General features: G+C 56.9%; 4 protein-coding genes. 1 reads left to right on the top strand and 3 read right to left on the bottom strand.

Translation table 11 applies throughout. The annotated features are described in order from the left end of the window. Nucleotides 1–78: 78 nt before the first annotated feature. The 3 genes from secF to yajC form a co-directional block, all read right to left on the bottom strand. Complete coding sequence (gene secF / locus BDE01S_RS08460) at nt 79–1,014, bottom strand: protein translocase subunit SecF (RefSeq protein WP_066080152.1); 936 nt, start codon at nt 1,012–1,014, stop codon at nt 79–81. A gap of 3 nt (nt 1,015–1,017) precedes the next feature. Beyond that, complete coding sequence (secD, locus tag BDE01S_RS08455) at nt 1,018–2,874, bottom strand: protein translocase subunit SecD (RefSeq protein WP_066080155.1); 1,857 nt, start codon at nt 2,872–2,874, stop codon at nt 1,018–1,020. A gap of 150 nt (nt 2,875–3,024) precedes the next feature. Then, on the bottom strand, nt 3,025–3,288 hold the full coding sequence (gene yajC / locus BDE01S_RS08450; RefSeq protein ID WP_066080150.1) for a preprotein translocase subunit YajC: 264 nt from the start codon (nt 3,286–3,288) through the stop codon (nt 3,025–3,027). A gap of 199 nt (nt 3,289–3,487) precedes the next feature. On the opposite strand from yajC, the gene BDE01S_RS08445 reads away from it, so the two are divergent. Then, nucleotides 3,488–4,564, top strand: coding sequence for a histone deacetylase family protein (locus tag BDE01S_RS08445; protein WP_066080147.1), 1,077 nt, complete (start codon nt 3,488–3,490; stop codon nt 4,562–4,564). Nucleotides 4,565–4,770: the final 206 nt, after the last annotated feature.

Below are 4,770 nucleotides of genomic sequence, written 5' to 3'. Positions count from 1 at the left end.
CTTATTTTAAATGACTATACTTCGGATAAATGCAGCATGAAACCAGGCGGCACGCCGTATCATGCTGCTTTTTAATCACTATACTACTACTTCTTCTTTTTTCTGGTTGGCTTTCGCCAAATTATCGCGGTTCAAACCGAACATCAGCAGGAGCGGGCTGGCGACCAAAATGGAAGAGTAGATGCCGAACACGATGCCGATGGTCAGCGCCATCGAGAAACCGTGCAGCGCCGCGCCGCCGAATACCAGCATGGACACCACCATCGCTTCGGTCGAGCCGTGGGTGATGATGGTACGGCTCATGGTGGCGGTAATCGCATTGTCAATCACCTGCGGCACAGTATGATTACGCATGGCGGGCTTGCGGAAGTTTTCGCGGATACGGTCGAACACCACCACCGATTCATTCACCGAATAGCCCAATACCGCTAGAATACCCGCCAACACGGTCAGCGAAAATTCCCATTGGAAGAAGGCAAAGCAGCCGAGAATAATCACAATATCGTGCATATTGGCGATAATCGCCGATACCGCAAAACGCCATTCAAAGCGCATAGACAGATACACGATAATGCCGACAATCACCATGCCCAGCGCCAGCAAGCCGTTGGTCACCAATTCTTCGCCGACCTGCGGGCCGATAAATTCGACTTGGCGCAAGGTCACATCGGGCGCATCCTGTTTGAGCAGATCCATCACATTATTGGAAAGCTGCGCGGAAGGCACGCCCTCTTTGTTCGGCAAACGAATCATCACATGACGGTTCGTACCCAACGCCTGCACCTGCACATCGCCCAGCTTGAGCGTATCCAAGCGCTCGCGGGTTTTGTTCAAATCCGCGCCCTGGGTGTACTGCACTTCCATCACCGTACCGCCGGTAAACTCCACCGAGAAGTTCAAACCTTTGGTGACCAGGAAAAATACGGCGGTAATAAAGGTCACCAACGAAATAAACGTGGTGAGCTTGCCGTAGCTCATAAACGGAATATCGCGTTTAATTCTGAATAATTCCATGTCTTACTCCTTATCCGCCGCAGCGGCCTGGGCTTTCGGCCGCCATACTGCGCCGATGGAAATGTTTTGCAGCTTGCGGCGGCTGCCGTACCACAGGTTCACCAGCGCGCGGAACACCACCACCGATGAGAACATCGAGGTCAGAATACCGATACAGTGCACCACGGCAAAGCCGCGTACCGGGCCGGAACCGAAAATCAAGAGGGCGATACCGGCAATCAGGGAGGTCAGGTTGGAGTCGACAATCGTCGCCCAAGCGTGCTGGAAGCCGGAATAAATCGCGGCCTGCGGCGGCGCACCGTCGCGCAATTCTTCGCGGATACGCTCGTTAATCAACACGTTGGAGTCAATCGCCATACCCAAAGTCAGCGCCAGCGCGGCGATACCCGGCAGGGTCATGGTTGCCTGCAGCGCCGACAAAATCGCGACCAAGAACAGGATATTGGTTGACAGGGCGATGGTAGAGAAGAAACCCATCAGGCGGTAGTAAACCACCATAAACAGCGATACGGCGGCAAAACCCCATAGGGTCGAATTGAAGCCTTTTTCGATGTTTTCCTTACCCAAAGACGGGCCGATGGTGCGCTCTTCCACGATTTCCATCGGCGCGGCCAGCGAGCCGGCACGCAGCAGCAGCGAGGTATCGTTAGCCTCGGCGCTGCTCATGCTGCCGGAAATCTGTACGCGGCCGCCGGTAATCGGCTGGCGGATAACCGGCGCGGTCACCACTTCGGATTTACCCTGGTCGATGAGCACCATCGCCATGCGTTTACCGACGTTTTGCGCGGTCAGTTCGCCGAAAATCGTACCGCCCGTACCGTCCAAGTTGATGCTGACGGCCGGTGCGCCCATTTCGTCAAAGCTCGGCTGCGCGTCGTTGATGTTGTCGCCGGTCAACTCGACTTGTTTGTTTACCAAAGTCGGCTGCGGATGCTCGCCCGCGCTGTACAACAATTCGAAGCCGCTCGGCACGTTGCCGCTCAAAGCCGCCTGAATTTTGGCCGGATCGTCTTCCACCATACGCACTTCCAAAGTCGCGGTACGGCCGATGATGTCTTTGGCCTTGGCGGTGTCCTGCACGCCCGGCAGCTGCACCACGATGCGGTCGGCACCGGACTGCTGAATCACAGGCTCGGCCACGCCCAGCTCGTTCACACGGTTGTGCAGCGTGGTGATGTTTTGCTTCACGGCATCAGTGCGGACTTTATTCACCACTTCTTCCGACAAAGTCAGCTGAATGTCGTTGCCGCTGGCCGTCAGCGTGGCATCCGGCAGCAGGCGGCGCAGCTCAGGCAGCGCTTTCTGCACGTCGGCCGCTTCTTGGAACGGCACGCTCAGGCTGTTTTCGGTTTGGCGGATGCTGCCGAAACGGATTTTCTGGCGGCGCAGCTCGCGGCGGATGTCGCCCGCGTAGCGTTCAAAGGTTTTCTGCATGGCCGCTTTCATGTCCACCTGCATGGTGAAATGCACGCCGCCGCGCAGGTCGAGACCCAAAAACATCGGATTGGCGTTGATTTTCGCCATCCATTCCGGGCTGTCGGCCAAAAGGTTGAGCGCGGTAATATAGCCCTCGCCCAAAGTATTTTCGATAACGTCGCGCGCTTTGAGCTGGGTTTCCGCATCTTTAAAGCGCACTTTGAGCGAATTGTCCACCACAAACATGCCGTCGGTTTGAATATTCTCAGCCTGCAGCGCGGCGGCGACGCGGTTTTGCGTCTGCTCGTTGATGACGATGGATTGTCGGTTGGTCGATACCTGCACCGCCGGGGTTTCGCCGAACAGGTTGGGCAGCGAATAAATCACCGACAACACGATGGTTGCGGCAATCAGCAGATATTTCCACAAGGGATAACGGTTCATAATCAAACCTTCGGTTTTCAAACGGCTCCGCCGATGCGGCAGAAGCGTTTTTTTTAGAAAGACAAACAGCCGCGTACCCCAAAGGGTGCGGCTTTTGCACGGCATCGGGTCTGTCGGCACTTCATCCTGTCCGGCAGACCCTGCGGCCGGTTACTCGGCCTTGCTGGCAATCGCGTTGCGCTCGACTTCCACTTCCACGCCGCGGCCGATTTCCACGCCGAAAAACTGCTCGCCGACTTTAGTCACGCGGCCTTTGAAGCCGGCAGCCAATACCACTTTATCGCCGACTTTCAGCTCGTTCAGCATGGCTTGGTGCGCTTTGAATTTCTTTTGCTGCGGGCGCATAATCAGGAAGTAGAACACCACCATAATCAGAACTAAGGGGGCAAATTGGGCGATAACGTTTTGATCCATTTTTATTTCTCTCTCAGAACCAGTTGTGCGGAAGCGGAAACCGTTTGGTTTTCCGGCCAAAGTAAGCTATTCTAAAGGCCGTCTGAAAAATTTCCAAGTCTTTCCGTATTTATTAACCATATATTGCGTTTTCAGACGGCTTTATGCCACAGATACCCGGCCATACGGCGGGTCTGCCCTACCCCGCCGCCGATTTGTCATGAAAAAACTGTTACAACGCCTACGCACCCGCCTGCGCCGCCTGCTCGGCAAAAACGCACGCACCGTGTGGATTTCCCACCCCCTATTCCGCGAACACCACCCCGGCGGCGGCCACCCCGACTCGCCCGAGCGGATTGCCGCCATCGAAACCGCGCTCAAAAGCGAAGACATCTGGCGCCATCTGCAAACCGCCGAAGCAGAAGAAATCAGCGATGCACGCCTGGCGCTGGTGCACCGCCGCAGCTATCTCTCCTTTCTCGAATCCAACCAGCCCGCACCCGGCAAGATCTACCGCATCGACGACGATACCGTGATGAGCCACGACTCGCTCAAAGCCGCCCGTTTCGCCGCCGGTGCCGTGGTGCAGGCCGTAGATATGGTGATGAAGAAAAAAGCCTGGCACGCCTTTTGTGCCGTCCGCCCGCCCGGCCACCATGCCCAAAGCGGACGCGCGGGCGGCTTCTGCCTGCTCAATAATGCCGCCGCAGGCATCATGCACGCCATTGCCGAATACCGCCTGCAGCGCGTCGCCGTGATCGACTTCGACGTACACCACGGCGACGGCACCACGGAAATCTTCCAAAACGACCCGCGCATTTTGATGCTGGATTTATACGAAACCGACCTGTTTCCCTTCCCCGACTTCGACAGCCGCGCGCGCAACCCCGATATGGTGCACACCCCCTTCTCCGCCGGCGCCGACAGCCGCAGCTTCCGCCGCACCGTCCGCACCCGCTGGCTGCCCAAACTGGCCGCCTTCCAGCCCGAGCTGGTGGTCTTGTGCGCCGGCTTTGACGCGCACCGCCAAGACGAAACCGGCCGGCTCAACCTGCACGAAGCCGACTTCGCCTGGCTGACCCACAAAATTATTCAGACGGCCTCCAGCTGCCCCGGCCGCATCGTATCCGTATTGGAAGGCGGCTACACACCCGCTTCACTGGCCAAATCCGCTGCCGCCCATATCCGCGTTTTGGCCGGACTGCCCAAAGCCGCCTACGCACAGGCATACGACGACACCCTACGCGGCAAAAAACACCGCCCGCTCCGCCAATACCTACGTAGCGATAAAGCCTGACGCGGCATGGGTTTGGGGTAATGCGTCTATCGGTAGATTTGCGCGGATAGGCCGTCTGAAAACTGAAAGCGAATGACGGCTGAGAAATTTGCAACCTTTTTGCAAAGGTTATCGACTATAAAAAGCGACTGCAGGCTTGACCCCAACCTAGCCTGACTTGTTTCCTTTCGATTTGCCTGTCAACTGCCGGGCTGAAGCCCGGTCTA

The sequence above is a fragment of the Bergeriella denitrificans NBRC 102155 genome, assembly GCF_001592185.1.
GTDB lineage: Bacteria > Pseudomonadota > Gammaproteobacteria > Burkholderiales > Neisseriaceae > Neisseria > Neisseria denitrificans.
Note: the sequence above shows the minus strand (reverse complement) of the source record. Positions and strands in the feature narration are given on the sequence as shown.

Coding starts and splice junctions, on each gene's coding strand:
- BDE01S_RS08445 (WP_066080147.1), top strand. CDS start 3,488: ATGAAAAAACTGTTACAACGCCTACGCACCCGCCTGCGCCGCCTGCTC.
- yajC (WP_066080150.1), bottom strand. CDS start 3,288: ATGGATCAAAACGTTATCGCCCAATTTGCCCCCTTAGTTCTGATTATG.
- secD (WP_066080155.1), bottom strand. CDS start 2,874: ATGAACCGTTATCCCTTGTGGAAATATCTGCTGATTGCCGCAACCATC.
- secF (WP_066080152.1), bottom strand. CDS start 1,014: ATGGAATTATTCAGAATTAAACGCGATATTCCGTTTATGAGCTACGGC.